This window comes from Micromonospora polyrhachis (assembly GCF_014203835.1).
Classification (GTDB): Bacteria; Actinomycetota; Actinomycetes; order Mycobacteriales; family Micromonosporaceae; genus Micromonospora_H; species Micromonospora_H polyrhachis.
Genome location: NZ_JACHJW010000001.1, coordinates 4309792 through 4336273 on the forward strand (window position 1 = coordinate 4309792; position 26482 = coordinate 4336273).

Genomic DNA, 26482 nt, shown 5'->3' on the forward strand with positions numbered 1-26482 from the left:
GAATTCGTCAGGTCGCCGCCGCCACGAACGGGTGGCCCGGGCCACGTCTGATGCCCTCGACGGTACTTATTGCGCGACAGAACGGACATGTCGCGTGCTATCGCCGACGGCGGGCGCACCCGCAGGCCGGATGCGGCGGCCAAGTCCGCCGCCGGAATCGACCCGGCGACTTGATCTCCACGGCACCGCCGACCGTCTCCGGGGTTCCGCCGTCGAGGAAGGCAAGGATCTCCCCGACGGCGAAACCGATCGCCGAAATCAGCGTCGAGGCGGCGCATGGTTCTGAGGAGGTGTCCCCGGCGAGTTGCGCGGCGAGCTCTGGCCAGGCCGGATCCCGGTCCTGCCGGTGCAGGTCAAGGCAGTTCAAGCACGGTCCACCGGTGGCGGGAACCAGCGGCCCCACGACGGGTACGCCGTCCCGGAGGCCGAGCAGCAGGTGTGCCTGGCGACGCTGGGCGTATCCGGCGGCGAGTAGCCCGGCGGGGCGGTCCGTGCCGACCTGCACCACGAGGCTGGCTCCGCCGCGCCGGATCGGGCGGGTGTCGGTGCCGGGTGCCACTCGGGCGATGGCGTCGGCAACCGCCTCGGCCCGCGGCCGGCGGATGTCGGTGGCGGAAAGGCTGCTGGCTACCGAGTCCGGTGGTTCGACCAAGCCGGTGAGTTCCGGGTGGACATGTCCGATGCCGGCCTGGGCGAGGGCGACCGCCACCGGAGCGGCGAGTCGGCCCTGCCCGGTCACCACGACCCGGGCGGCGGCGCGGCGACGCAGCACCTGGGCTGGTGTTCCCGATGCCTCTGGTCCCTGTAGGGCGATCGCGACCGCCTCGGTGGCAAGACGCTGCCGGGCCGGTTCGGGCAGGTCGTGGGGGAGCAGGGTGGGTCCGCCGAGAACCAGCCCGGCGGCCCGCAGCGTGTGGATCATGGTGCGTGCGTCCTCCCGGGCGACCTGGATCCTCGCCGCGTGGTCGAGGACCGCGCGTTCGCTGTGTGCGCCGTCGAGCAGATCGAGTAGCCGTACCGTGTTGGGGTTCGCGACCTCCAGCAGGACCGCCCGACCGGGCGCGAGGCCGAGCTGGAGAGTGTGCCGGTCGCGCCAGAGCCGGGCCAGGCCGGGCAGGAGTATCGGTCGGGGTATCGGTGGCGTCGAGGGGGAGGGAACCGGATCGGGGACGGGGGCGGTCGGGTGGTGGGAAGCCGTCATGAGGCGACACGCTGTCACCGTCACTGCGCGGTTCGTGCCTCGTTGTCCACAGCCGATCGGGCTCGCGGGAAGCCTTGTCCACAGGGATTGCCGGGTTATCCACAACTCGCCGGTAGTTTCTGTCGTGCCCGGGACACCGTTCCTCGTGTCCCCATCGCGACACTGCTGCCGAGGGGCCGTGACGGACGCGGGGCGGCACTGGCGGACCGCAGGGTGACGGCGACGCCTGGGAGGCGAGCCACCGGACGCGGGAAGGGGCGGCCCACCGGCCGCCCCTTCCCGCGGTTCGTGCTTACCGGAACCTGGTCAGACCTTCGCCTTGCCCAGGATCCGGTTGACTGTCGTGCTGCAGACCGGGCACTTGCCCTTGGCCATGTTCATGCCGGTCTTGGAGACCTCGACGGTGCCCTCGAAGTCGCGCTTCTCCTTGCACTTGACGCAGTAACCGTTGTAGGTCTGGGCCTTCTCAGCCACGGTGCCCTCCTCGTCCTTTGGCTCGCCAGATCTTGCTAATCCGGGCGGGCCTCCGGCAACGGGCCAGGTGGGCCCGGCGCCGGGGTTTCTCCGCGGCCACCCACGTGACCGCCGGTCCGCGGACCCTACCCAGATACGGGTGGTCCCATGTCGGCAATGCATCGACACTGTGAGGAAGCCGACGACGAGAGTGTGCATGCCGTAATAGGTCGGATAAGTCAGTTTCGCAGGGACACGCCGGGTGAACCGCCCAATCTGCCCCTTGGGCGGGCTTCGGAATCAGCACGGGGAGTGATCGTTTACGGTGAAGTAGTACGACCGCCGAGCGCCCAGTCGGGTCGTACGGGTCGGGGTGGCCCTGACCCGGGCAGGTGGGGTGGCTGACCCGTGTCGGAAAGATCATTTCCGAATTAGTGGTAGGAATTTTCTGGGATGATTCATCCCGAACCAGGATTTTTCTGACGCGTGTCGGCGCGTTGACCCTTGCGGTCCCCTGGCCATTACCCATTAGCTTTCCTTCGTGAGCGGAACCCGGGGCTGCGCGGGCCGGTAATGGCTGGGGCGCGAAAGCCGGTCGTCGAGGTACGGCGCAGTCAGCGTCGGCGCCGGACGGTGTCCGCCTATCGCGATGGCGAGCGGATCGTCGTGCTCATTCCGGACCAGTTCTCCCGGGCGGAGGAGAGCGAGTGGGTCGACCGGATGCTCGCCCGACTCGCCGCCCGCGAGAAGCGGCTCGTTCGTACCGACGATGAACTGCTGGTACGAGCCCGTCGCCTGATCAGTCGCTACCTGAGCGAACACGGTGCGGGGGCCATCCCGGACAGCGTCCGCTGGGTGACCAACCAGAACAGCCGGTGGGGTTCGTGTACCCCCGCCGACCGAACGATCCGCATATCGCACCGCATCCAGGACATGCCCGACTGGGTGATCGACTATGTGCTCCTGCACGAGTTGGCCCACCTCGTGGTGCCCAACCACAACACCCGCTTCTGGGCGCTGGTCGGGCGTTACCCGAAGGCCGAACGGGCCCGGGGCTACCTGGAGGGCATCGCCGCATCCGGGATCGAGCCCGCCCCCTGACGACACGGCGGAGGCATCATGATCACTGCCGTGTGGGCGGCGCGGTTACGGAAGCCGAACGCGCGGCGTCCCTGAGAGCAGCCCGCCACTGGCTACCCTCAGCGGATGGTGCGACGTGTGGTGGTGGCGCTGCCGGGGCGGGTCGATTGGGGACCATCCGGGACTGATCCGGCGACCTGGCGGACCGCGCTGGCCGAGGACGTGGTGGATCTGATCGCCACCCTCAACGAGGTGGAGCCGGCGATCGCCGTGGTCGCCGCCGACCGACCCCTGGCTGACACCGTGGCCTGGCCCGGGATGCCGATCTACGACATCCCGGCACGGACCGTCAACGCCGTCGCCGCTGCTGCCACCGCCGACGGGTACGACCAGGTGGCCGTGATCGTTACGGACGCGCCGGACGTACCCGGGCTGATCCTGGGCAAGCTGCTGCGCCCGCTGTCGAGTCGTACCGTGGCGCTGGCACCGAACAGCGGCGGAGCCGGACTGCTCGGCGTCGCCGTACGCCTACCGGCGCCGGACTGGCTGCCGGAGATCGACCTGGACACGGCGGACCTCGCCGGGGTGCGGGCGGCCGCGCCCCGCCCCGCCGAGGTGGCGGCGACGCCCGGCTGGCGTCGGCTGGGTGGTCCCGCCGATCTGCCCACCCTCGACCCGGCCGTCGAAGGCTGGGAGCTCACCCGGGCACTGCTCGCCCACTGAGGTGTTGGGAAGGGTCCCTTCCCGGTCAGAAACGCTGGGCAGGGACCCTTCCTCTCACTCGGGCTTGTCGAAGTTGAAGTCGCCGAAGTCGCCAAGGTCGCCGAGGTCGAGCTGGGACCGGGCGAACGCGTCCGGATCGGCGAAGTCCTCGCCGGAGGGGAGCAGGTCGGGGTGGCCCCAGAGGGCGTCCCGGCCGGCGATGCCCCGGTGCTCGGTCAGCGCGGCCCAGAGGGCGGCGGCCTCACGAAGTCGACGCGGGCGCAGCTCCAGTCCGACCAGCGCCGCGAAGGTCTGCTCGGCCGGGCCACCGGCGGCCCGACGGCGGCGGAACGCCTCGCCGAGCCGGACGACGTTGGGCAGCCGTTCGCCGGCCGCGCTGTCGACGACGTGGCAGACCCAGCCCTCGACCAGGGCCAGTGCGGTCTCCAGCCGGGCCAAGGAGGCCTTCTGTGCTGGGGTGTCCTCCGGCGTGAAGATGCCTTCCATGGCCATCGCCTGCATCGACTCCGGGTTGGTCGGGTCGACCCGCCCCATCGCCTCCTCGATCGCCTCCCGGTTGACGGTGATGCCGGAGGCGTACATCTCCACCGCGGTGAGGACGTGTCCCCGCAGCCACGGCACGTGCTCGAAGAGCCGCTGGTGTGCCGCCTCGCGCAGGGCGACGTAGAGGCGTACCTCGTCCTCGGGCAGCTCCAGGCCCTCGCCGTACGCCTTGATGTTGGCCGGGATCAGCGCGGCGGTGCCGGCCGGGCCGAGCGGCAGCCCGATGTCGCCGGCCGAGAGCACCTCGGCGGCGAGCGAGCCGAGCGCCTGCCCGAGCTGGCCCCCGAAGAGCGCACCACCGAGGGTGGCGACCATGGACTGCATCGGGCCGAGCTGGGCGCGGGCCTCCGGCGGCACGAGGTCACCCATGGCACCCACCATCCGGGCCGCCACCGGGTCGCAGAGCTTGCGCCAGACGTCGAGGGTCTTGTAGATCCACTCGTTGCGGTTCCAAGACACCAGGGCGTGGATGCCCGACGGCAGCGCGGAGGTGGGCTCCAGCCACAGGTCGGCCAGCCGGAGCGCCTCTTCCACCGCGTTGCGTTCGTACGGCGTGACGGCCGGGTCGCCGGTCGTGGCGAGCTGACTGGCCGCTACCTGGCGGGCCAGGTCCCAGTTGACCGGGCCGCTGCCCGGCGCGGCGAGCATCTGTTGCAGCTGCGCCATGAACTGCTGCATGGCGACGGGGTCGTTGGGGTCTGGTGGTTGACCACCGGGAAGGGCGAAGCCGAACGGAATATCAGGCACGACATCTACGGTACGCGCGCCGGAACGTTTATCGCCGGTCCAGGTGATGCGCCCAGAGCGAAGCTCAGGGAGAAGTAGGGGTTCATGCGCCGGGGGTGTCCCGGGCGCTCGGTACGCTCTGGCGCATGAGACGTCGCGGCATCACAGTTCTCCTCGGCGCGCTGGTCACTGCTCTGCTCAGCATCGGGGTGCTCGCGGCGCCCATCCCGTACGTGGTGCTCGGCCCCGGGCCGACGGTGGACACGTTGGGCACGGCCGACGGCAAACAGATCATCCAGGTCTCCGGTCGGGAGACCTCCCACTCCGCCGGGCAGCTCCGGCTCACCACGGTCGGCGTGCAGCCGAACGTGAAGTTGCTGTCGGCGATCGCCGGCTGGCTCTCCGGCGACGAGGCGGTGGTGCCGCGCGAGTTGATCTACCCGCCGGGGCAGACCCAGCAGGAGGTGGACGAGCGCAACGCGGAGGACTTCGCCGCCTCCCAGACGAGTGCGGAGACGGCGGCGCTGCGCAAGCTCGGCTACCCGGTCCAGGTGGTGGTCGGGACGGTGACCGCCGACGGGCCGTCGGCTGGTCAACTGCGACCAGGCGACATCATCACCTCGGTCGACGGGGAGGCGGTGACCTACGGCCGCATGCTCACCAGCCTGGTCCAGGCCAAGCCAGCCGGCAGCAAACTGGCCATCGGCTACACCCGGGGCGGGGCGCCGGGCACGGCGACCGTCACCAGTCGGGCCGACGACGGCGGCAAGCCGCGCATCGGGATAACCATCGAGCAGCGGCAACCCCACCCGTTCGAGCTGAAGATCGACCTCGGTGACATCGGTGGCCCGAGCGCCGGGCTGATGTTCGCGCTCGGCATCGTGGACAAGCTGACCCCGGAGGACCTGACCGGCGGGAAGATCATCGCGGGTACCGGCACCATCAACGAGGAGGGGAAGGTCGGACCGATCGGTGGCATTCCGCAGAAGCTCGTCGGGGCGAAGGCGGCCGGTGCGAAGGTCTTCCTCGTCCCGGCCGACAACTGCGCCGAGGCGCTGCGTAACCCGCAGCCCGGCCTGCCGCTGCTCAAGGTGGGTAGCCTCGACGAGGCACTGACCGCGCTGGAGACTCTGCGGGCGGGCGGGCAGCCGACGCGCTGCTGACCCGGCATGCTGACCAGGCACACCGACGGGGCACGCTGACCTTGGGCGACGACATTCAGGAACACCCCGTACTCTGGGTGCCTGGTCGGAGCCGGTCACACCGAGCATGCGGAGCCAACAGTGGTCATGCGAAGCAGTCCCCTACCGAGAATGAGCCGACGCGGCCGTGTCACGATCGGCGTACTGCTCGGGGTGTTCCTGCTCTTCACCCTCCTCGGGTGGGGAGTGCAGGCGTGGACGGACTGGCTGTGGTTCGACGAGGTGGCCTACACCCAGGTCTTCACCGGTGTGCTGGTCACCCGAATCTTGCTCTTCCTGGCCGTCGGGCTGGGCATGGCGCTCGTGATCGGCGGCAACCTGTGGCTGGCCCACCGGCTACGGCCGATGCTGCGACCGCACTCGGTCGAGCAGGCCACTCTGGATCGCTACCGGATGCTGCTCTCCCCCCGGATCCGTATCTGGATCGTGGCGCTCGCGTTGATCGTCGGCGTCTTCGCCGGTCTCTCCGGGCAGAGCCGGTGGAGCCAGTGGATGCTGTTCCGCAACGCGCAGGACTTCGGCACCAAGGACCCGGAATTCAAGATTGACATCGGGTTCTACGTCTTCCAGTACCCGTTCCTGCGTTACCTGTTGGGGCTCGGCTTCACCGTCATCGTGCTGGCGGTGATCGGCTCGCTGGCGATGCACTACATCTTCGGTGGCGTACGGCTACAGGGTGCCGGGGACCGGATGACCAATGCGGCACGGGCCCACCTGACCACCCTGGTCGCCGTCTTCGTGCTGCTCAAGGCGGTCGCCTACGTGCTGGACCGGCGGGCGATGCTGCTGGAGTACAACGAGGGCACCAAGCTCTACGGTGCCGGCTACGCCGACGTCAATGCCCTGCTGCCGGCCAAGGAGACACTGGCGCTGATCTCGATCGTGGTGGCGGTGGCGATCATCGTCTTCTCCAACGCGGTGATGCGCAACCTCGTCTGGCCCGGTATCTCGCTGGCCCTGCTCGGGGTATCCGCCGTGGCGATCGGCGGCATCTACCCGTGGGCGGTGCAGACCTTCGAGGTCAAGCCCAGCGCCAAGGACAAGGAAGCGCCCTACATCGAGCGCAGCATCAACGCCACCCGGGCGGCGTTCGGGTTGGACGCGACGCAGATGACGCCGTACGCGGCGAACAACCTGAAGCCGCCGGCGAGCCTGGCCACCGACACGACCGTGGTGCCCAACGTCCGGCTGCTCGACCCGCAGTTGGTCTCCGAGACCTACACCCAGCTCCAGCAGGTCCGTGGCTTCTACGACTTCGGTCCCAAGCTGGACATCGACCGCTACACGCTGGGTGCGGCGGACCAGCGTAAGACCCAGGACTACGTGGTCGGGCTCCGCGAGGTCAACTACGGCGAGTTGACCGACCAGCAGCGCGGGTGGATCAACCGCCACACCGTCTTCACCCACGGGTACGGCCTGGTCGCCGCCCCGGCCAACCGGGTGGTCTGCGGCGGCCAGCCGTTCTTCGTCTCCGGCTTCCTCGGCGACCGTTCGCAGCAGGAGGGGTGTTCGTCGCCGACCGAGGAGATCCCCACCGAGCAGCCACGTATCTACTACGGCGAGCAGATGGGCGACGGCGACTACGCGATCGTCGGTCAGGTCGACAAGGACCGGCACGTCGAGTTCGACCGGCCCACCAGCGCCGGTGGCGAGCAGCACTACACCTACACCGGCAGCGGCGGGGTGGAGATCGGTTCCTTCACTCGCAAGCTGCTCTACGCGATCAAGGAGCAGGAGACCAACTTCCTGCTCTCCGAGGCGATCAACGACGACTCCAAGCTGCTGTACGTGCGCAACCCCCGGGACCGGGTGGAGAAGGTAGCCCCGTTCCTGACCCTGGATGGTGACCCGTACCCGGCGCTGGTCGGCGGGCGTATCCAGTGGATCATCGACGCGTACACCACCTCGGCGACCTACCCGTACGCCCAGCAGGTCAACCTTCAGACGGAGACCGCCGACGAGTTGACCGGGCTGGGCACGTTCCAGCTCGCCAAGGCCAACGTCAACTACATTCGCAACTCGGTCAAGGCCACCGTCGACGCGTACGACGGCACGGTGAAGCTCTACCAGTTCGACGACACCGATCCGGTGCTGAAGGCGTGGAACAAGGCGTTCGGCGGGGACCTCGTGGTGCCCAAGGCGGAGATCCCGGCCGAGCTGGCGCAGCACTTCCGCTACCCGGCGGACCTGTTCAAGGTGCAGCGCAACCTGCTGGCGAAGTTCCACGTCACCGACCCGGGCGACTTCTACTCGGGGCAGGACTTCTGGGAGGTGCCGAACGTCCCGGACGCGCCGGACAGCGGCAAGAAGCAGCCGCCCTACTACCTGCTGACCCAGTTGCCCGGCCAGGACGGTGCCCGGTTCCAGCTCACCTCGACCGTCACCCCGGCCGGTCGGCAGAACCTCGCCGCGTTGATCTCCGGGTCGTACGTGGACGGCAAGCCGCGCCTGGAGGTGCTGGAGTTGCCGGACCAGACAGCGGTCTCCGGCCCGGTGCAGGTACACCAGCGGATGACCAACAACGCCACCATCCGGCAGCAGTTGAACCTGCTCTCCTCCAACCAGGCGCAGGTGCAGTACGGCAACCTGCTCTCCCTGCCCTTCGGTGACGGCATGCTCTATGTCGAGCCGGTCTACGTGAAGAGCAACCAGACCAACGCCTACCCGTTGTTGCAGAAGGTGCTGTTGTCCTACGGCGACGGCGGCTCGTACGTCGTGTTGGCCGACAACATGACCGATGGCATCAAGGCGCTCGTCGAGCAGGGTAAGAAGGCCGGGGCGACGACGCCCCCGCCGCCGGACGGCGGTACTCCGCCACCGTCGGACACCAACACCCCGCCCATGATCGGGGAGTTGGCGACGGCGGCGGCCAAGGTCCAGGCGGCTATCGCCGAGGTCAAGGCGGCGCAGGCCTCCGGCGACTTCGAGCGGTACGGCCGGGCGCTGAAGGCGCTGGACGAGGCGATGACCGCCTTCCAGGCGGCCCAGCAGGCGGCCAACCCGGCCCCGTCCGGTTCCCCTGCTGCGCCGACCGGGACACCCCCGCCGAGCGCGACGCCCTCGCCAGGGGGTTGACCGTCCGGCTCCGTCCCCGTACGCCGGTCCGGCTGCGAATTCGGGTGGGTTCCGACCTGTTTTGCGACCAGGTCACCCGATGCGCTACTGTTAGCGGGCCGACGCGGGGTGGAGCAGCTCGGTAGCTCGCTGGGCTCATAACCCAGAGGTCGCAGGTTCAAATCCTGTCCCCGCTACAACGAAGAACGCCCTCGTTTCAGGGAAACTGAAACGAGGGCGTTCTCTTTTGTGCGTGTCTCTTCCTGCTGCCGGCGTATCGACGAAGCCGCCGGTTCCCGGGGCTGGTCAGTCCACGTTCTTTTCGAAGACAGCTCAACCGGGCTTCTTCCCACCACCCCCCCGCGCGGCCATGTCACTCGATGCGCTACTGTTAACGGACCGACGCGGGGTGGAGCAGCTCGGTAGCTCGCTGGGCTCATAACCCAGAGGTCGCAGGTTCAAATCCTGTCCCCGCTACCAATCGAAATGCCGCAGGCTGGTTCTCGCAAGTTGGAGGATCAGCCTGCGGCGTTTTTGTGTGCCTTTTGGTAGTCGCCGGTCTTCCGGTCCGCTCCTGAGCTTTGACGAGCCGCCGCTGTCTCCGGCGAGCTACGTTACCTTCGCATAGCTCACAGCATCCATTCAGCTTCGATTGGTACGGTCCACAACGAAGTGCTCCATAGTGGACGATGATGATCTCGACTGCGTCGACTCACGCGCTCACGGCGGGGAGATGGAGCGGGCAGGTGTCACCCGTTGTTGGGAGAGTTGAGTGGTGTTTAAGAGGATGCTGGGGGCCTTCGGCGTGGGGGGTCCGAGCGTCGACACGGTCCTGACCAACCCGAATACCCGCCCCGGGCTGCCGCTACAGGGGCAGATCAACCTCGCCGGTGGCAGTCACGACGTGCACATCGAGCACCTGACGGTGAGCCTGGTGACCCGCATCGAGGTCGAGGGCGGTGACGCCGAATACGACGCCATGGTGGAGTTCCTGCGGGTCGGCGTCGGTGGACCGCTGCACCTGGCGGCGGGGCAGCAGGTGTCGGTCCCGTTCCAGGTGCTGATGCCGTGGGAGACCCCGGTGACCGACCTGAACGGGCAGCGGCTGCACGGGATGACGATGGGGCTGCGTACCGAGGTCGCGGTGTCGGGCGCGATCGACAAGGGAGACCTGGACCCGGTGTACGTGTATCCGCTGCCGGTACAGGAGCGGATCATGGAGGCGTTCGGCCGGCTCGGTTTCCAGTTCAAGGGGGCCGACCTTGAGCGGGGCCAGCTGTACGGCGTGCCGCAGACGCTGCCGTTCTACCAGGAGATCGAGTTCTTCGGGCCGCCGCAGTACCACGGCATCGCCGAGGCCGAGCTGACGTTCGTGGCCACGCCGCACGGTGTCGAGGTGATCCTGGAGTTCGACAAGCGCTCCGGGATGTTCGGTGGCGGCAGCCACGACGCGATCAGCCGGTACACGGTGGGGCACGCCGAGGCGGACACCGTCGACTGGGTTGCCCGAGTCGACGGGTGGGTACGGCAGGCGGTCGACCGGCACCAGGCGGCCCTTGCCGCGTTCGGTGGTAATCCGTACGGGGCGCCGGCCGGATACGGCCCGCCCGGCTACCCGCACGCCGGTGGCTATCCGCCCGCGTACGGACACGGCGGCCACTACGAGGAGCACCACGATCGCGGCTCGGGCATGGGCGGAGTCGTCGCGGGCGCGGTCGGCGGCGCGGCCCTCGGCTTCGCCGGTGGAATGCTCATCGACGAGGTGTTCGACGGCGACGACGAGTCGGCCGAGGCCGACGGTGACGACGAGTGAGCTGAAGTCGACGGTGACGACGAGTCGGCCGACGCCGACGGTGGCGCGACTCGACCACCTGGTCGATGCCGAGCTGGCTAAGAGCCGTCACCTCTCCGATCTGGCCACGGCCGCGGTAGGTCCGCCGGTCGACGCTGTCCCTACTGGACGAGCGGTCGTTCGGGTGCCGCTGGGACCGTGGCCCGCACAACGGTCCGGCGTGGGGCCGGGCCATCTGAAGGGAGTGCACATGCTGGGACTGGAAGCGAAGCTGTCCAAGGAGTGGGAGGGCAGGAGCGCTCAGGAACTCGCGGAGGCCCCGGTCACCGCCATCCAGGGGGTCTCGGCGGGCGACGCCGAGCTGCTGCTCAAGGCCTTCGGTATCAAGACCGTCCGCGACTTCGGCACCAACAAGTACTTCCGGTGGGCTGAGTCCATCGTGACCTTGGCCGACTAGGCGGCAATGCCCGCAGATCGGCGGGACGGTGTCACCTCGGGCGCCGTCCCGCCGATCTGCGCTCATCCAGGTGCCGGACTTGCGCCGACCAGGCAGGATGAGGTCATGTCTGCATTGAGTACGTGGTGGGCGCGAGTGAGCACGATTGTCGGCACCGCGGTGCTGGCGGTGTTGGTGCCGGCGGCGGCGTGGGCGTCGACCGACGTGGGGGTACTCGCTCTGGAGACGGCCAGGCGGCGACCCCGGGGATTCGGTGGCTTCTTCGGCGCGATCTGCTGCCTCTTCGTCGTCGGCATCGTGGTAGTGATCTTGTTGCTGGTGATGCGGGGACGGCGAAACGGGCGTCGCTGACGGAGCGACACCGTCCGCAGGCACGACTCTGGCGTGCCGTGCGACCGGTGTGATTCCGAGGGCGTTCAGTTGGCCAGGGTGGCGTTTGCCCGGGCGACGAATTCGACCGAGGCTGTCCGGCTGGTTCGTCGCCCGGACCGGACATCCGCCGCGGCGGTGGCCAGCAGAGCCTGGACCTTGCCATGGCCGTTCGGTGGGGGGAGCGGGGTCGGCCCGAACCAGCTGCTCATCGCGTTCGCATAGGCTGCGGTGCGCCGCAATCCCGGATCGGTCAGGGTCTGCTCGACAGCCCGGCGGACACTCAGGTTCGCGTTGACACCACGCTCGTTGCCGAGGATCTGCCCGACCTCGACCTCGTTGGTCAGAAAATCGATCACGTCGGCGACCGTCTCCGGGTGTCGAGTGCCGTGGTACGCGGCCCAGTACATCGGTGCTCGTTCCCAGTGGGCCTCCGGCGCCCCGGGATAGCAGACCAACGCCAGTTCGTCCCGGGTGTGCCGCTGCAACCGTGACAGTTCGTCGGACCAGGCGAAGACGGTCGCGACCTGGCCGGTCACGATCGGGTGCTTCGCCGGGTCGGTCGACACGGTCCCCCGGTGCGCTGCGGAGCCCAGGGTTGCCCGGCTGGTCCGGGCACCTCGCCACAGTTCCCACCACCGGGTCAGATCCTCGGCGGTACAGCCGATCTGCTGGCCGTGGTAGAGCTCCTTGCCATGCGTCCGCAGCCACAACCACAGCACCTTGTAGTCGGCCGACGGATCGATGGTGCCGGCGACGCGGCCGTCACTGCGCTGGGTGACCGTGGCAGCCCAGCGTAGGAACGCGTCGTACGGCATGCTGATGCGCGGCTCCGGCAGGCTCAGCCGCCGCAGTAGGTCCCGGTTGTAGATCAGCGCGGGCGTGTCACTGGCGGCGGCGACGGCCACCGTACGTCCCCCGACCCGCCCGTAGTCGACGAGGCCGGCGGGGAGGCCGCCCAGTCGGATCCGGTCCCGGACGACGAAGTCGGTGAGATCCAGCAGGATCCGGCGGTGGGCGTACTCACTGAGGTGTCCGTCGTCGATCTGGAGTAGATCCGGCACGTTTCCGCCGATCGCCTGAGTGGCCAGCCGGTCGTAGTAGCCGGTGGCCCCCTGCCAGGTGGTCCGGAAGGTCACGTTCGGGTTCCGTCGGGTGTAGAGGTGCAGGGCCCGTTCGGTCAGATCGGCCCGCTCGTCGCCACCCCACCAGAAGACCGACAGTTGGACCGGTCCGTCGACCGGCGGGGCGGGCTCCTTGGCGCAGCCCGGCACGCCGGGTATCAGCAGCGCCGAACCGGCGAGCGCCGTCGTCCGGAGCAGGTGTCGCCGGCTCGTTCCCGCGCCGGTCGTCCGGAGCAGGTGTCGCCGGGTCGGTCCCGCGCCGGCCGGTCGGTGGATCGGAGCGGGAAGGGAAGCGGACACGGATTCTCCTGACGGTACCCGGCCACCGGCGCGGTGATCATGAACATGTGGATGATCCTGACCATTTACACAGCCCACTGCGGTGGGTGTCAACGGCCGTCCGGGCACGCGAAAACGACCGTCGCGGTCGACCGTGCTCTACTAGTGCCCGTGGAACTGCTGCATTCGGGCAAGGTCAGGGATGTGTACGCCGACGGGGACGACCTGATCCTGGTCGCCTCCGACCGGTTGTCGGTATACGACGTGGTGCTACCGACGCCGATCCCGGACAAGGGCAAACTGCTCACCGCGCTCTCCCTGTGGTGGTTCGAGCAGTTGGCCGACCTGGTGCCCAACCACGTGATCTCCGCAACCGACGTACCGGCCGAGTTCGCCGGGCAGGCGATCCGCTGCCGGCGGTTGCGCATGGTGCCCGTCGAGTGCATTGCCCGGGGCTATCTCACCGGTTCCGGCCGCAAGGAGTACGACCAGCTGGGCAGTGTGTCCGGTGTCGAGCTGCCGTCCGGTCTGGTCGAGGCGTCGAAGCTGCCCCAACCGGTCTTCACGCCCACGTCGAAGGCGCCGATCGGCGAGCACGACGAGTCGATCACCTTCGCCGACGTGGTCGCCAAGGTGGGCGCGGAGACCGCGGCCGAGCTGCGAGACCTCACCCTGGCCGTCTACCGCCGGGGGGCCGAGTTGGCCGCCGAGCGGGGCATCATCGTGGCGGACACGAAGATCGAGTTCGGTTGGACGCCGGAGGGGGAGCTGCTGCTCGCCGACGAGGTGCTGACCTCCGACTCGTCCCGGTTCTGGCCGGCCGAGTCGTACCAGCCCGGCCGGGTCCAGTTCTCCTTCGACAAGCAGTACGTCCGGGACTGGGCGGTCGGCACCGGCTGGGACAAGCGGGGGCCGGCTCCCGAGGTGCCGGCCGAGGTGGTCGAGGCGACCCGGGACCGGTACGTCGATGTCTACCAGCGGCTCACCGGGCGTATCTGGTGACCGTGGCACACCGGATGTGCCTGGTAATCGGTGGGACCGCCCCGGGGTGCGGGCACAGCGGCCGTTAACATGCCGCTGTGCGTGAAGAGATCGCTGTGTTCAGCGGAAGTGCCCACCCGGAACTCGCGGCGGAGATCTGTGCCCACCTCGACGTACCGCTGCTGCCGGTGCGCACCTCACGGTTCGCCAACGACTGCCTGGAGGTGCAGTTGCAGGCCAACTGTCGGGAGCGCGACGTCTTCCTGATCCAGCCACTCGTGCCGCCGGTGCAGGAGAACCTGGTGGAGCTGCTACTGATGCTCGACGCCGCCCGAGGCGCGTCGGCGGCGCGTACCACGGTGGTCCTGCCGCACTACGCCTACGCCCGGTCGGACAAGAAGGACGCTCCTCGGATCTCCATCGGGGGGCGGCTCGTCGCCGACCTGCTGGTCTCGGCGGGGGCCGACCGGGTGCTGGCGATGACCCTGCACTCGCCGCAGGTACACGGTTTCTTCAGCGTGCCGGTCGACCATCTGCACGCCCTGCGTGAGCTGGCCAACTACTTCAAGCGCTACGACCTGACCGACACCGTCGTGGTCTCACCCGACCTGGGCAACGCCAAGGAGGCGGCGGCCTTCGCCCGGATGCTCGGTACGCCGGTGGCGGCCGGGGCGAAGCAGCGGTTCAGCGACGACCGGGTCAAGATCAGCGCGGTCATCGGGGATGTCGTGGACCGGCACGTCATCGTGCTCGACGACGAGATCGCCAAGGGCAGTACGGTCATCGAGCTGATGGACCATCTGCGGGAGCAGAAGGTCCGCTCCATCCGGCTGGCCTGCACCCACGGGCTGTTCTCCAGCGACGCACTCGACCGGCTCAGTCAGCAGGACGGGGTGTTGGAGATCGTCTGTACGAACACCGTCCCGATTCCGGCCGACAAGCGAGTGCCGAAGCTGGAGGTGCTCTCGGTGGCACCGGCGCTGGCCGAGGCGATGCGCCGCATCCACAACGGCGAATCGGTCAGTGCTCTGTTCGGCTGAGGCTGCTCTGTTCGGCTGAGTCTGCTCTGAGCGGGTTGAGTCTGCTCTGAGCGGGTTGAATCTGCGCTGAGCGGGTTGAATCTGCGCTGAGCGGTTGAGGTCGCCCTCGTCAGCTTAGGTCGCCGTACGGCATGGGCCAGTCGGCGCGTTCCTGGTTGGCCGGGGCCACCGCGGTGCTGATCCGTACCGTGGTGCCCCGCGCCCCGGTCAGCACCACCAGGTCGTCGCTGAGTTGCCGGGCCAGCCACAGTCCGCGACCGCCTGCGGTGTCCGGTGCGGGTCGGGTTCGGTTGCCGAGTTGATCGGTGGCGATGCCCTCGCCGGTGTCGGACACCTCGCATCGGACCGTGCTGTCCTCGCGCCACAGCCGTAGCCAGCCCCGGCCACCACCGTGCCGAACCGCGTTGGTGATCAATTCGTTGACGGCCAGGACGAAGTCGTCCAGCCGTTGGCCGGCGAGCCCGGACTCCTCGGCGTAGGAGGCCACCGCGTGCCGTAAGCCGGTCACGTGGGCTCCGTCGAACGCCTCGGCGACCAGGACAGGCAGGCCAAGGGGCGGCACCTTGTTGGGTGCGAGAGGATCCTCTTCAGCCATTGCACGTCCCGCCGTCGATGTCGAGGGCATAAGCGGCTTTTCAACCCTACGTCAACGTATGCACCTTCGCACTTCTTGCCCGCCGGGATCGGTCGCCGATCCCAGGGAGATCATGCCACCGGCCGTCTCGCGGGGGGTGCCGGTTCGGTCCCGTTGTCACCGTCCGGCCCGTCCAGGCGGACCACCGCGGTGACGGTGGTCCCACCCACGCCGGTGTCGATGACCAGGTCGTCGCAGAGCTGCCGGCAGATCCACATACCCCGACCGCCGATCGCCAACCGGTCGGGAGGACTGGTGCCAACAGTGGGGTCGGCCAGCCCTGGACCGCGATCACTGATCTGTAGGTGCAGTTGTCCGTGATCGCGCCACATGCGCAGCCGGCCGGCGCCGCCGCCATGCCGTACGGCGTTGGTGGCCAGTTCACTGGCCATGATGAGCAACTGTTCCACCAGCACCGGGCTGGCACCCAGATCGCTGGCGTGAGCGGTCAGGGCGGCCCGGAGCGAATAGAGCGCGTCGGAGTCGAAGCGCTGATCAAGGTTGACCACCTCCGGTACGACCGCCCGCGCCGGTCGCCTGGAAGCCGTCGCGGGCGGGTCAGGGCTGGTCATGAATTCGTTGTACCCGTAGTTGTGGCACGTTACCCGCACCGACCAGATCCAGGACGGTGGCGGCCAACCGGCGGCAGGTGACGGTCATCCGCCGGGACGGCGGCAGCCGCAGGGCGGTCTGCACGATCGCTCCCGCGCAGGACCCGTCGATGTAGTCCAGCCGGCTGAGGTTGACGTGCATGTGCCGGTCCAGTCGCAGTGACTCGGCCAGCGCCTGCTCCAGCACGTCCTGGTGGCGATAGTCCAGTTCGCCGGCGACCCGGATGCCGGGCGGGCTGTACTGACGGCAGATCCTGAGCAGAGGATGATCGTGGTAGACCTGTGCGGCCACCGCCCTCGGGTGGGCCTTGGCCGCGAAGGCGAGCGTGACCCCATCGAACCGGTCCCGATCGTACTGGCAGATCAGGCACAACCGGCCGTCGGCGAAGAGTCCCGCCACCTCGGTCTCGAAGGCCAGCAACTCGTCCGCCGCCGACGGTCGGGTCGCCCAGCACATGTCCGCCGTGACCCGCAGTCCCGGGTAGCCCTCCCGGCCGGCGCGGGCCAGTTCCCCGGCGAGTACCTCGACCATGCCGGCGGCACCGTTGCGGTGCGGCCCGGCCAGCGGATCGCCGATCGTGGCCAGGACCAGTTGCCCCCGACGCAGGGCGGCACCGGGGCGTACCGAGCGGGCGGCGAGCTCGCCGACGAGGCGGTCCGGGGCGACCGAGTCGGTCCAGCAGACGACCTTCTGACCGCGCCGTAGGCCGTCCCGTACGAATGCGGCAACCAGGTCCATCCGCTCGTCAGCGTCGGAAAAGGTCAGACACGCGTGATCACCTGCGGCCAGCCTGTCCACCGTCGCCGTGTCCGCCATTCCGGCCACCTGTTCATTGTCGAAGGTGACCTCACGTTAGAGCATGACCATCCGCCAGTCGTGCCCGTATCCCGCCCCGCGAGCCGTGCCACCCCGGCTGCGTAGCCCCGGGGCCCGCCGTCGGCTGGTGGACGGCCGGATATGGCAGGGTCAGGGCCATGCCGTCACCTCCCGGCAGCCTGCAGACGCCGTTCTGGCGCTCCATCGCCGTCTTCCGGTTCGCCTCGCTGGCGTACGTCACCGTCCTGGTCGCGCGCAACGTCCGGGACTACGCGCATCCTGTTGCCGGTGGAACCGTTCTGCTGATCATGGCCGGCTGGACCGTGGTCACCGCGTACGCGTACGCCCGACCGGCCTGGCGACGCTGGCCGCTGCTCATCGCCGACCTGGGCGTCACCCTGGGGGTCCTGCTGGCCACCCCCTGGGTGGTCGGGCGCGCGGCGCTGGCCGCCGGCTTACCCACCCTCCCGGTGGCCTGGCTGGGTGGACCGGTGCTCGCCTGGGCGGTCTCCGGCGGACGCCGCCGGGGGGTCGCGGCGGCGCTGGTCCTCGCCGCGGCCGACCTCGCGGTACGGGAACGACTCACCCAGTCGTCCCTCACCGCCGGCATGCTCATGCTGCTCGCCGGGTTGGCGGTCGGACACGTCGCCCGGCTGGCGGTGATCGCCGAGGAGCAGCTGCACCGTGCGGTCGAACTGGCCGCGGCGACCCGGGAACGGGAACGCCTCGCCCGGGACATCCACGACTCGGTGCTCCAGGTGCTGGCCCTGGTGCAGCGGCGGGGCGCCCATCTGGATGGTGAGGCGGGTGAGTTGGCCCGGCTTGCCGGCGAACAGGAGGCGGCGTTGCGTGCCCTGATCGCCACCCGGGCAGCCGAGGACGACGCCGGGCCACCGGAAGCGGAGGAGGTCGACCTGCGTACGGTGCTCGGCGGTTACGCCTCCCCGACGGTGTCGATCGCCAGCCCGGCGACCCCGGTCCGACTGCCCGCCCCGGCAGCCCGGGAGTTCGGTGCGGCGGTCGGGGCGGCACTGGACAACGTCGCCCGACACGGCGGCGGCCAGGCCTGGGTGCTGGTCGAGGAGGAGACGGATGGCGTGACCGTGTCGGTACGTGACGACGGGCCGGGCATCCCCGCCGGGCGGCTCGCCGAGGCGGCCCGGCAGGGGCGGTTGGGGGTCGCACAGTCGATCCAGGGCCGGATGACCAGCCTGGGCGGCTCGACGCAGATCACCTCGGTGCCCGGGCAGGGTACGGAGGTCGAGTTGCGACTGCCCAAGCCCCGATGATGGGCAGCGGTGACGGCTGCCCCACGCCGCCGGAGGCCGTGGAAGCCGTACGACGATGCTGGGTGGCGGAACGTTGGCGTCTAGGGTGGGCCGCGTGAGTGGAGACGGTACGCCGATCCGGGTGATGGTGGTCGACGACCATCCGATGTGGCGGGAGGGCGTGGCCCGCGACCTGACCGAGGCCGGGCACGAGGTGGTGGCCACCACCGGGGAGGGCGGTCAGGCGGTCCGGATCGCCGCGGCGGTCCGGCCGGACGTCGTCGTACTCGATCTTCAGCTACCGGACATCTCCGGCGTCGAGGTGATCCGGGGCCTGCTGGCAGCGGTTCCCGGGGTACGGGTGCTGATGCTCTCCGCCAGCGGTGAGCAGCAGAGCGTGCTCGACGCCGTGAAGGCCGGGGCCACCGGCTATCTGGTCAAGTCCGCCGGTCAACAGGAGTTCCTGGACGCGGTCAGGAGCACCGCCGCCGGCGAGACCGTCTTCACCCCGGGGCTCGCCGGCCTGGTGCTCGGCGAGTACCGCCGGCTCGCCACGACCACCCCGACCACGGCCGCCGCCGGCCCTACGCCCCGGCTCACCGATCGGGAGACCGAGGTGCTGCGGCTGGTGGCCAAGGGCATGTCGTACAAGCAGATCGCCGAACGGCTCAGCCTGTCCCACCGGACGGTGCAGAACCATGTACAGAACACCCTGGGCAAGCTGCAACTGCACAACCGGGTCGAGCTGACCCGGTACGCCATCGCACAGGGGTTGGACGACTGACCCGTACCGCGGTCAGTGCCGACCATGCTGGTGATCCTCAGTCCGGCGGTTCCGTCTCGTGCACGGCCAACTCCTCGGCCGCCTGTCCACCGCCCGCGACCCCGGCGTCGAATGCCACCGAGTCGGGCTCCCGGTCCGGGCTGATGCCCTCGTCCGGTTCCATCAGCCGGCCCACCGGAGCCCCCTCGGAACCGGACAGCTTGCCGTAGTCGTACAGGGACACGGCGGAGTTCGGGTCCGAGGTCGGGCCGGGATTCATGACGTCGGCGTCCAGTTGCGCCTCGGCGGCGGCCTCGTCGCTGTCGGCCTCGCCGCGTACCGCCGGATCGGCGGAGGCGGACAGGGGGTCGTCGACGGCGCGCTCTCCCTGCTCTCGCGCGACCTTGTAGTCGAGGGATTCTCCCTCCCGCTGCTCCTCGGCGGTGTTACCGAACCGGTCCACCGCCATCGGCCGGTCGGCCGGAAGGGCGGCGGGATCCAGCCCGTCGGCCTCCCGGCCGGTGGCGACGTCGTCGTTGGCGGTCGAGTCGTCGTCGGCGATCCCGGGCAGCCCTTCCGCCTCCGGGTCGGACACGGGGGTCAGGTAGTCGTCATCGCGCATGTCAGGTCACTACCCCATGTCTGCGACCGTAACCGCCCTTCGACCGGTTCGTCCTCGGCGGTCAGTACCGCCCAGACGAGTTTCCCGTTCTCCAACAGGCTGGTGCCCCAGCGGGTGGCCATGTTGTCGATCAGGAGCAGGCCACGACCGCCGATCGAGGTGGACGGCACCGGCCCGGCGAAGTCGGGCCGCTTCGGCGAGTAGTCCCGTACGGCGACGTGCAGGGCCTTTGCCCGACGGGCCAGCCGCAGGGTCATCGGAGTACGCGCGTGCGTGACAACGTTGCTGACCAGTTCGGTGACGGCGACCTTGGCCGAGGCGGCCAGATCCTGTAGCGCCCAGCGACGACATCCCTCGGTGACCAGTTCCCGGGCATGTCGGGCCGCTCCTGGTGCAGGGGCCAGGTCGACGTCGATGGCATCTGCGGGGGTGCCAGCGGAGGGGCCGGGGTGGGGAAGGGCCCCTCTCAAGGCAGAAAGCGACAGGAAGGGGCCCTTCCTATCCTCTCGGCTGGGCAGGGGCAAGGCCGCTCGCTGTCCTGGGCCGCGGAAGAGCAGTTCCCCGGTGGGCCAGTCGGCGATTTCACGACCGGTCGAGAAGAGGACCGCCATGGCCTCGGGGTCGTCCGCCCGGAGGCGGGAGACGTCGACGAGGAGCGTGGTCGGCCGGTCGGCGATACAGGTCAGCAGCGCCCCTCGTACCTCCCGCGCCGTCGGAAGATCGAACTCACCAAAGAACCGGACGAGTGAGTACGCCTCATTCGTTTCCACCAGCCAGCGCATTTCGATGGACATGATGCCTCCATTGCGCGACGGGCGCATATGTCGTGATCACACAGTTGACGTTGGGGGTGTCTCGCATTCCCTAGCCGTACCCGGCAGCACCACCCGTCATGCGGATCGAACGCATCCAGATGTGGACAGCCATCTGTCACGATCGTCCGGTCGTGAGTTCAGCCGCGCGGCATGTGGGATCGGTTGAGCGATCGGGAGCCGGATCGAGTTGCAGGTTTCGGCTCGGTCCGGCCCGGTTAAATGGGAGCCTCTGATCGGAAGCCCCTTGGTCCGATGGAGGTGAACCATGCGCGTTGGCCTGGTCTGCGCGCACGCCAGGCCGCCCCGTCCGCCCGGACCGAACGGCGCAGACCAGCAGGTGGCCGGAACCCACCAACACGTCGCCCGGGTCGCCGCCGAGTTGGCCATCCGGGGACATGACGTGCATGTCTACGAACGGCGGGACGACCCGGACCTGCCGGCCGTGACCGACGACGGCGGTTACCGGGTGGAGCGGGTGCCGGTGGGACCGTCGACGCGTACGCCGACCGCCGCCCTGGTGCCGTACGTGCCCGACCTGGGCCGGTGGTTGACCGACCGGTGGTCCGGGGACTGGACGCCGGACGTGGTGCACGGTCACTTCTGGATCGGCGGCCTGGCGGCGGCCAGCGCCGTTCGGCAGATGAGCATCCCGGTCGTGCAGACCTTCCATTCGATCGGCGTCGAGCAACTACGTCATCTTGGTCGTGCCTATTCCGGCCCGGGGGAGCGGATACCGCTGGAGCGGGCGTTGACCCGGGCGGTCGACCTGGCCGTGGCACAGTCCACCGACGAGGTGGAGGAGCTGACCCGGATGGGTCTGCATCGGGCAGCGGTGGCCGTGGTGCCGGCCGGGGTGGACACCGACCGGTTCAGCCCGGACGGGGAGTCGGCTTCCCGGGAACGGCAGGCCCGGATCCTGTCGGTGGGTGGGCTGGCACCCGGTCATGGACATGAGGACCTGATCCAGGCGATGCGGTTGGTCGGCGACGCCGAGCTGATCATCGTGGGTGGCCCGGCAGATGGCGAGCTGACCGACGACACCGATGCGGCCCGGCTCCGCGAGATCGCCCGACGGTGCGGGGTTTCCGACCGGGTACGACTCATCGGGGCGGTACCGCACGAGCAGATGGCCTCCTGGTACCGCTCAGCCGACGTGGTGGCCTGCGCGCCGCGCTACGCCTCGGCTGGCCGTGTGCCGTTGGAGGCCATGGCCTGCGGAGTCCCCGTGGTCGGCTACCGCCTTGGCGGGGTGGCGGACACGGTGGTGGACGAGGTGAGCGGACGGCTGGTGCCCCCGGGCGACGTACGGAGCCTGGGCAGCACCCTGCGTCGGCTGCTCGCCGACGACGCGGAACGGTTCGCGTACGGCCATGCGGCAGTGGACCGGGCACGATGCAGTTACACCTGGGACCGTGCCGCTGGCACGCTGGAGCGGCTCTACGAGCGGGTGCTCAACCGCCCCCGCTGAGCGGCCCCGTCCTTGCTGTTGGGAAGGGCTCCTTCCAAGGCGGAAGGCGACAGGAAGGGGCTTTTTTTAGCACCGGACGGCAGGGCAGGGCGCTCCTCGGTGGGCGCAACGGTGTGGTGGTGCTGCGGTTCGGCGTACCTGGTCAATCCGATCACCGCAGCCAGGGTGACCAGGAAGCCGGTGGCGGCCAGCCATTCCCGGCCCGGCCAGATCTTGTCGTCGAGCAGCAGCAGACCGACGATGGCGGCGGGTACCGCCCCGGCCGCGTCCATGGCCGCGACCGCGGCGGTGGTGGAGCCCCGCTGCATCGCCAGCCCCAGCAGCAACTGGCCGACGATCGAGTGGGCGATCAGCAGGTAGAGCAACGGGTCGCGCAGGAACCCCTCGAACGACTGGACCGAGGCCAGCGGCCGGGCAGCCACGGCAGCGGCGGAGAACGCCAGCCCTGCCAGCGAGCCCAGCGCCACCGAGCCGGGCGCACCGTGTAGTCGTACGGCGAAGAAACCGAGCACCCCGATCAGGCCGAGAGCGGCGGCCAGTGCGATCGTTCCCGCTGTCCCGAGTGGTCGGGACGGGGCCGGTTGAGCGGAGAGGATCAGCGCGGTGATCCCGGCGAAGAGCAGGACCAGCAGGGCGACCTCGGCGATGGGCAGTCGCCACTTCAACACCAGTACGCCGAGCACCGCGGTGACGCCCAGCCCGGCGGCGACACTCGCCTGGACCAGGAACAGCGGCAGGTCCCGCCGGGCCAGGAAGGCGAGTACGAAACCGAACATCTGGCAGGTGAGCCCGACCAGGTAGGTCCGGTGGCAGGCCAGGCGCAGCAGCAAGCCGGGATGGAAGCTGTGATGCAGGGTGGTACGTGTCGCCGCGACCGATTGAAGCATGTTGGCAACACCGTAGGCAATGATCATCATTGCCAGGAACCACCAGCCGGAGGACGCCACCTGGCGAGGATAGAGGGTGCTTGCCCAGACTGCTCGACAGGCTAACCCAGCCGATCGAGCAATGCCTGGTGAAGCCGGCCATTGGTGGCCAGCACGCTGCCCCCGTTGCCCGGACCTGGTTTCCCGGACAGATCGGTGAGCGTGCCGCCGGCCTCGGTGACGATGGGGATCAGGGCGGCCACGTCCCACAACGACAGCTCCGGCTCGGTCATCGCGTCGACCGCACCCTCGGCCACCAGCATGTAACCGTAGAAGTCGCCGTAGGCCCGGGTCCGCCAGGCCGTTCGCAGGACGTCGAGCATCGCGGGGAGCCGACCGGTGGCCTCCCACCCGTCCAGCGAGGAGTAGCAGAAGCTGGCGTCGGCGAGCCGACGTACGCCGGAGACCCTGATCGGCGCGGCCGAGGCCGGATGCCTACCGGCGTACGCACCGTGGCCGGTGGCGGCCCACCAGCGGCGGCCGAGCGCCGGCGCCGAGACCAGCCCGACGACCGGCTGGTCGTCCTCCAGCAGCGCGATCAGGGTGGCCCAGATCGGTACGCCCCGGATGAAGTTCTTGGTGCCGTCGATCGGGTCGATCACCCACCGGCGGGTGCCCGGTCGGGCCGATCCGTCGGCGGTCGCCTCGGTGCCGGCGACGCCGGTCGCCTCGGCGGTTCCGAACTCCTCACCGAGCACGCTGTCCCGGGGACGGGCCCGGGAGAGCGTGGCCCGGATCGCGCGTTCCACGGCGGTGTCCGCGTCCGACACCGGGGTCAGGTCCGGTTTCGACTCGACGGCCAGGTCGATGGCGCGGAACCGGGTCATCGATATCGAGTCGGCGGTGTCGGCCAGCACGTGGGCAAGGGACAGGTCGTCGGCGTAGCGGGCCATGGGCGGAAAGGTATCCGATCCCGCGTGCCGGGCGTGATCAGGGACGACCGGTACGCGTGTTCCCCGGCGTGTCCACCGGGCCAGCGACGCCGGTCACGAACAGCGCCGGACCAGCGACGCCGGTCACGAACAGCGACGAGCCAGCGACGCCGGTCACGAACAGCGACGAGCCAGCGACGCTGGCCGTCTGGCCCTACTCGACCTCGCCGGCGCGGGATGCCAGCAGCCGGCGGTACGACGCCAGCCGGCGCGGGTCGGCGTGCCCCGCCGCGACCCAGGCGTCCAACTTGCAGTCGACCTCACCAGCGGTGTGTTCGCAGTTCACCGGGCAGTCGAGGGTCCCCTCGACGAGATCCGGGAAGCCGTGCAGGAGACTCTCGGCCGAGACGTGGGCCAGCCCGAAGCTACGGATGCCCGGGGTGTCCACGATCCAGCCCGGGTCTCCTTTCCGTTTCCGACTGGGCGGTTCCGGCGGTGGTAGACGCAGGGCGACCGCACTGGTCGAGGTGTGCCGGCCCCGGCCGATCGCACTGACCGTGCCGACGGCTCGTTCGGCGGCCGGCACCAGCCGGTTGACCAGGGTGGACTTGCCGACACCGGAGTGGCCGACCATGACCGAGACGTGGCCGCTCAGCAGCCGGCTGACCTGCTCCGGGTCGGAGTCCGGCCGGACCAGCACGTACGGCAGGTCCAGCTCGGCGTAGTAGTCGAGTACGGCGTCCGGCGCGGCCAGGTCGGCCTTGGTGAGGCAGAGCAGCGGTTCGATGTCCGCGTCGTACGCCGCCACCAGGCAGCGGTCGATGAACCCGGTACGCGGTGGCGGGTCGGCCAGTGAGCTGACGATCACCAACTGGTCGGCGTTGGCCACGACCACCCGTTCCAGCCGGCCCTCGGCGGTGGTCTCGTCGTCGTCGGCGGTGCGCCGCAGCACCGAGGTGCGCTCGGCGATCCGGACGATCCGGGCCAGTGCCCCGGTCACCCCGGAGGTGTCGCCGACCAGCGCGACCCGGTCGCCGACCACCACCGACTTGCGGCCCAGCTCGCGGGCGCGCATCGCGGTGACCGTCCGTTCGTCCGGTCCGCCCCCGGGCACCCCGGGATCGGCCGGATCGGTGACCACGCAGGTGTAGCGGCCCCGGTCGACGGCGACGACGAATCCCTCGACCGCGTTCTCGTGCCGGGGTCGGGTGCGGGTACGCGGGCGCGAGGAACGACCGGGCCGGACCCGAACGTCCTCCTCGTCGTACTCCCGCCGCTTGGCCGCCAGGATCGCCCCCTCGTTACGCGGTCAACTCGTACCGGTCACCATCGCAGACCATAGTGCCGGGAACTCGGGCAGGGTCTTGGAGGTACACGCCACATCACTCAGGTTGACCCCGGGTACGGCCAGGCCGATCACCGCCGCCGCGTGCGCCATCCGGTGGTCGTTGTAGGTCTCGAAGACGCCGCCGTGCAGTGGCCGAGGCCGGATCTCCAGTCCGTCCGGGGTTTCGACCACGTCCGCGCCGAGGCCGGTGAGTTCGCGGCCGAGCGCGGCGAGCCGGTCGGTCTCGTGCCCCCTGATGTGGGCCACCCCGGTCAGCCGGGACGGGGAGTCGGCGACCGCCGCCAGGGCGGCCAGCACCGGGGTCAGCTCGCTCACGTCGGAGAGGTCGGCGGCCAACCCGTGTACGACTCCGGTGCCCCGTACGGTCAACCCGTCGGTACCCAGCGTCACCTCGCCCCCCATCTGGTGCAGCAACGCCCGCAACCGGTCGACCGGCTGGGCGCTGCTGCGGGGCCAGCCGAGCAGGGTCACCGTACCGCCGGTGATCAGGGCGGCGGCGAAGAACGGGGCCGCACCGGAGAGGTCCGGCTCGATCTCCCAGCCCCGCCCGGAGAGCCGGCCCGGTTCGACCACCCAGACGTCGGGCGTGGTGTCGTCGACGCCGGCGCCGGCCGCACGCAGCATCTGCACGGTCATCCGCAGGTGGGGGGCGGACGGGACCGGCGGACCCTGGTGCCGGACCACCACGCCCCGGTCGAACCGGGGGGCGGCCAGCAGCAGGCCGGAGACGAACTGGCTGGAGGCGGAGGCGTCGATCACCACCTCGCCACCGGTCACGCTGCCGGTGCCGTGCACGGTCAGTGGTAGCCCACCCTCAGGGGAGGCGTCGATGCGTACGCCGATGGAGCGCAATGCCCCGACGAGCGGCCCGAGCGGGCGGGTCCGGGCGTGCGGGTCGCCGTCGAAGGTGACCGGCCCCTCGGCCAGCCCGGCGACGGAGGGGGCGAACCGCATGACGGTGCCGGCGAGTCCGACGTCGACGTGCGCCGGACCCTGGAGCGGTCGGGGCCGGACCAGCCAGCGTTCGTCGTCCACGGTGGACATGTGAGCGCCCATCGCCCGCAGGCCACCGGCCATCAGTTCGGTGTCCCGGGCCCGGAGCGGTCGATACAGGGTCGACGGACCGGCCGCCACGGCGCTGAGCACCAGGGCCCGGGCGGTCATCGACTTGGAGCCGGGCAGGCGCACGGTGGAGGAGACCGGGTCGGTCGCGGTGGGCGCGGTCCACGGCTGCGGTGGACGGGTCGCGGTCAGGTTCGCCACCCCTACAGTCTGCCGTGTCCCGTTGGCGGCCAGTGATCGCCGTACCGATTC

The 26482-nt window shown here is 69.7% G+C and carries 25 protein-coding genes and 2 tRNA genes; 14 read left to right on the plus strand and 13 right to left on the minus strand.

Going from position 1 to position 26482, the window contains the following annotated elements; translation table 11 throughout:
- Nucleotides 1-97: 97 nt before the first annotated feature.
- The gene (locus tag FHR38_RS18915) at nucleotides 98-1201 is read right to left on the minus strand and encodes a hypothetical protein (protein WP_246446615.1); all 1104 of its coding nucleotides are present in this window, start codon (nucleotides 1199-1201) and stop codon (nucleotides 98-100) included.
- A gap of 306 nt (nucleotides 1202-1507) precedes the next feature.
- Nucleotides 1508-1675 (minus strand): DUF5679 domain-containing protein, encoded by a 168-nt coding sequence (locus tag FHR38_RS18920; RefSeq protein WP_184535915.1) that lies wholly within the window; start codon nucleotides 1673-1675, stop codon nucleotides 1508-1510.
- A gap of 552 nt (nucleotides 1676-2227) precedes the next feature.
- Here FHR38_RS18920 and FHR38_RS18925 point away from each other — a divergent pair.
- Nucleotides 2228-2755 carry a M48 metallopeptidase family protein gene (locus tag FHR38_RS18925; protein WP_184535916.1) on the plus strand — a complete coding sequence of 176 codons (528 nt, stop codon included), beginning with the start codon at nucleotides 2228-2230 and terminating at the stop codon, nucleotides 2753-2755.
- Nucleotides 2756-2860: 105 nt separating this feature from the next.
- Nucleotides 2861-3457 carry a hypothetical protein gene (locus FHR38_RS18930; protein WP_184535917.1) on the plus strand — a complete coding sequence of 199 codons (597 nt, stop codon included), beginning with the start codon at nucleotides 2861-2863 and terminating at the stop codon, nucleotides 3455-3457.
- A 54-nt stretch (nucleotides 3458-3511) separates the two neighbouring features.
- On the opposite strand, the gene FHR38_RS18935 is transcribed toward FHR38_RS18930, so the two are convergent.
- Complete coding sequence (locus FHR38_RS18935) at nucleotides 3512-4678, minus strand: zinc-dependent metalloprotease (RefSeq protein ID WP_184539889.1); 1167 nt, start codon at nucleotides 4676-4678, stop codon at nucleotides 3512-3514.
- Nucleotides 4679-4872: 194 nt separating this feature from the next.
- On the opposite strand from FHR38_RS18935, the gene FHR38_RS18940 reads away from it, so the two are divergent.
- From FHR38_RS18940 to FHR38_RS18970, 7 genes are all read left to right on the plus strand, one after another.
- Complete coding sequence (locus FHR38_RS18940) at nucleotides 4873-5889, plus strand: YlbL family protein (RefSeq protein WP_184535918.1); 1017 nt, start codon at nucleotides 4873-4875, stop codon at nucleotides 5887-5889.
- A gap of 126 nt (nucleotides 5890-6015) precedes the next feature.
- On the plus strand, nucleotides 6016-9003 hold the full coding sequence (locus FHR38_RS18945; RefSeq protein WP_184535919.1) for a UPF0182 family membrane protein: 2988 nt from the start codon (nucleotides 6016-6018) through the stop codon (nucleotides 9001-9003).
- Nucleotides 9004-9105: 102 nt separating this feature from the next.
- Nucleotides 9106-9179 (plus strand) — tRNA-Met (locus FHR38_RS18950).
- 206 nt (nucleotides 9180-9385) lie between these two features.
- Nucleotides 9386-9462: transfer RNA gene (locus tag FHR38_RS18955), tRNA-Met, on the plus strand.
- Nucleotides 9463-9754: 292 nt separating this feature from the next.
- Nucleotides 9755-10795, plus strand: coding sequence for a sporulation protein (locus FHR38_RS18960; protein WP_184535920.1), 1041 nt, complete (start codon nucleotides 9755-9757; stop codon nucleotides 10793-10795).
- Complete coding sequence (locus tag FHR38_RS32350; RefSeq protein ID WP_246446617.1) at nucleotides 10782-11231, plus strand: hypothetical protein; 450 nt, start codon at nucleotides 10782-10784, stop codon at nucleotides 11229-11231. The genes FHR38_RS18960 and FHR38_RS32350 overlap by 14 nt, the downstream gene beginning before the upstream one ends.
- Before the next feature lie 135 nt (nucleotides 11232-11366).
- On the plus strand, nucleotides 11367-11582 hold the full coding sequence (locus FHR38_RS18970; RefSeq protein WP_376771418.1) for a hypothetical protein: 216 nt from the start codon (nucleotides 11367-11369) through the stop codon (nucleotides 11580-11582).
- Nucleotides 11583-11647: 65 nt separating this feature from the next.
- On the opposite strand, the gene FHR38_RS18975 is transcribed toward FHR38_RS18970, so the two are convergent.
- A complete protein-coding gene (locus tag FHR38_RS18975; protein WP_312882268.1) occupies nucleotides 11648-13024 on the minus strand; it encodes an ABC transporter substrate-binding protein in 1377 nt (458 codons plus the stop codon).
- A 150-nt stretch (nucleotides 13025-13174) separates the two neighbouring features.
- Between FHR38_RS18975 and FHR38_RS18980 the strand changes: the two genes are divergently transcribed.
- Both FHR38_RS18980 and FHR38_RS18985 read left to right on the plus strand, forming a co-directional pair.
- Nucleotides 13175-14005, plus strand: coding sequence for a phosphoribosylaminoimidazolesuccinocarboxamide synthase (locus FHR38_RS18980; RefSeq protein ID WP_184535923.1), 831 nt, complete (start codon nucleotides 13175-13177; stop codon nucleotides 14003-14005).
- A 77-nt stretch (nucleotides 14006-14082) separates the two neighbouring features.
- Entirely contained in the window at nucleotides 14083-15024 is a 942-nt protein-coding gene (locus FHR38_RS18985) for a ribose-phosphate diphosphokinase (protein ID WP_184535924.1), read from the plus strand.
- Between the two features lie 109 nt (nucleotides 15025-15133).
- Here FHR38_RS18985 and FHR38_RS18990 read toward each other — a convergent pair whose 3' ends face one another.
- From FHR38_RS18990 to FHR38_RS19000, 3 genes are all read right to left on the minus strand, one after another.
- Nucleotides 15134-15619, minus strand: coding sequence for an ATP-binding protein (locus tag FHR38_RS18990; RefSeq protein ID WP_184535925.1), 486 nt, complete (start codon nucleotides 15617-15619; stop codon nucleotides 15134-15136).
- Nucleotides 15620-15729: 110 nt separating this feature from the next.
- A complete protein-coding gene (locus tag FHR38_RS18995; RefSeq protein WP_184535926.1) occupies nucleotides 15730-16230 on the minus strand; it encodes an ATP-binding protein in 501 nt (166 codons plus the stop codon).
- On the minus strand, nucleotides 16217-17086 hold the full coding sequence (locus FHR38_RS19000; RefSeq protein ID WP_184535927.1) for an MEDS and STAS domain-containing protein: 870 nt from the start codon (nucleotides 17084-17086) through the stop codon (nucleotides 16217-16219). Before FHR38_RS19000 ends, FHR38_RS18995 begins: the two co-directional genes overlap by 14 nt.
- Before the next feature lie 158 nt (nucleotides 17087-17244).
- Between FHR38_RS19000 and macS the strand changes: the two genes are divergently transcribed.
- The gene (gene macS / locus FHR38_RS19005) at nucleotides 17245-18375 is read left to right on the plus strand and encodes a MacS family sensor histidine kinase (protein ID WP_184535928.1); all 1131 of its coding nucleotides are present in this window, start codon (nucleotides 17245-17247) and stop codon (nucleotides 18373-18375) included.
- Between the two features lie 124 nt (nucleotides 18376-18499).
- Nucleotides 18500-19138, plus strand: a complete 639-nt coding sequence (locus FHR38_RS19010; RefSeq protein WP_184539893.1) for a response regulator — start codon at nucleotides 18500-18502, stop codon at nucleotides 19136-19138.
- Nucleotides 19139-19175: 37 nt separating this feature from the next.
- Here FHR38_RS19010 and FHR38_RS19015 read toward each other — a convergent pair whose 3' ends face one another.
- Both FHR38_RS19015 and FHR38_RS19020 read right to left on the minus strand, forming a co-directional pair.
- Entirely contained in the window at nucleotides 19176-19739 is a 564-nt protein-coding gene (locus tag FHR38_RS19015) for a DUF5709 domain-containing protein (RefSeq protein WP_184535929.1), read from the minus strand.
- Nucleotides 19718-20533: an ATP-binding protein gene (locus FHR38_RS19020; protein WP_246446619.1), complete on the minus strand. Its 816-nt coding sequence runs from the start codon at nucleotides 20531-20533 to the stop codon at nucleotides 19718-19720. The genes FHR38_RS19015 and FHR38_RS19020 overlap by 22 nt, the downstream gene beginning before the upstream one ends.
- Before the next feature lie 286 nt (nucleotides 20534-20819).
- On the opposite strand from FHR38_RS19020, the gene FHR38_RS19025 reads away from it, so the two are divergent.
- Nucleotides 20820-22022 (plus strand): glycosyltransferase, encoded by a 1203-nt coding sequence (locus FHR38_RS19025; protein WP_184535931.1) that lies wholly within the window; start codon nucleotides 20820-20822, stop codon nucleotides 22020-22022.
- Here FHR38_RS19025 and FHR38_RS19030 read toward each other — a convergent pair.
- The 4 genes from FHR38_RS19030 to aroA form a co-directional block, all read right to left on the minus strand.
- A complete protein-coding gene (locus FHR38_RS19030; RefSeq protein ID WP_184539895.1) occupies nucleotides 21992-22936 on the minus strand; it encodes a hypothetical protein in 945 nt (314 codons plus the stop codon). The two genes, FHR38_RS19025 and FHR38_RS19030, sit on opposite strands and share 31 nt — an antisense overlap.
- A gap of 74 nt (nucleotides 22937-23010) precedes the next feature.
- Nucleotides 23011-23841: a histidinol-phosphatase gene (gene hisN / locus FHR38_RS19035; RefSeq protein ID WP_184535932.1), complete on the minus strand. Its 831-nt coding sequence runs from the start codon at nucleotides 23839-23841 to the stop codon at nucleotides 23011-23013.
- Between the two features lie 193 nt (nucleotides 23842-24034).
- Nucleotides 24035-25108 carry a ribosome small subunit-dependent GTPase A gene (gene rsgA, locus FHR38_RS19040; RefSeq protein ID WP_184539897.1) on the minus strand — a complete coding sequence of 358 codons (1074 nt, stop codon included), beginning with the start codon at nucleotides 25106-25108 and terminating at the stop codon, nucleotides 24035-24037.
- Between the two features lie 21 nt (nucleotides 25109-25129).
- Nucleotides 25130-26431 carry a 3-phosphoshikimate 1-carboxyvinyltransferase gene (aroA, locus tag FHR38_RS19045; RefSeq protein ID WP_184535933.1) on the minus strand — a complete coding sequence of 434 codons (1302 nt, stop codon included), beginning with the start codon at nucleotides 26429-26431 and terminating at the stop codon, nucleotides 25130-25132.
- Between the last annotated feature and the right edge of the window lie 51 nt (nucleotides 26432-26482).